At 47.8% G+C, this 255-nt stretch carries 1 pseudogene; it reads left to right on the top strand.

The features are described from left to right. Positions 1 to 250: pseudogene (locus ACYQ2O_RS13555) on the top strand (hypothetical protein); the annotation flags it as partial. Between the last annotated feature and the right edge of the window lie 5 nt (positions 251 to 255).

Raw genomic sequence — 255 nt, 5'->3', positions numbered from 1 at the left:
TCTAATTACTCAGCGGTCCTGTTATTGTAAATCCTGTTTCGTTAAACGCGGAGTAACGGATGTAATTCTGGACAATATAGAAGAACTGCAGTTTCTCTTTCCTGAGACCACTCTGACGACGGCTAAAGTAAACGAGTGGTGCGGGGATGCGGTTCATTTCAGACGGATGAGAAAGGTGTTGAAAGAGCACTATACAGCGACAGGAGCCACTTCCGGGAGAGTATATGAGCAGACAGTGCCCCGGCGCTGATGAAG

The organism is Alkalibacterium sp. m-11 (assembly GCF_054658155.1).
Note: the sequence above shows the minus strand (reverse complement) of the source record. Positions and strands in the feature narration are given on the sequence as shown.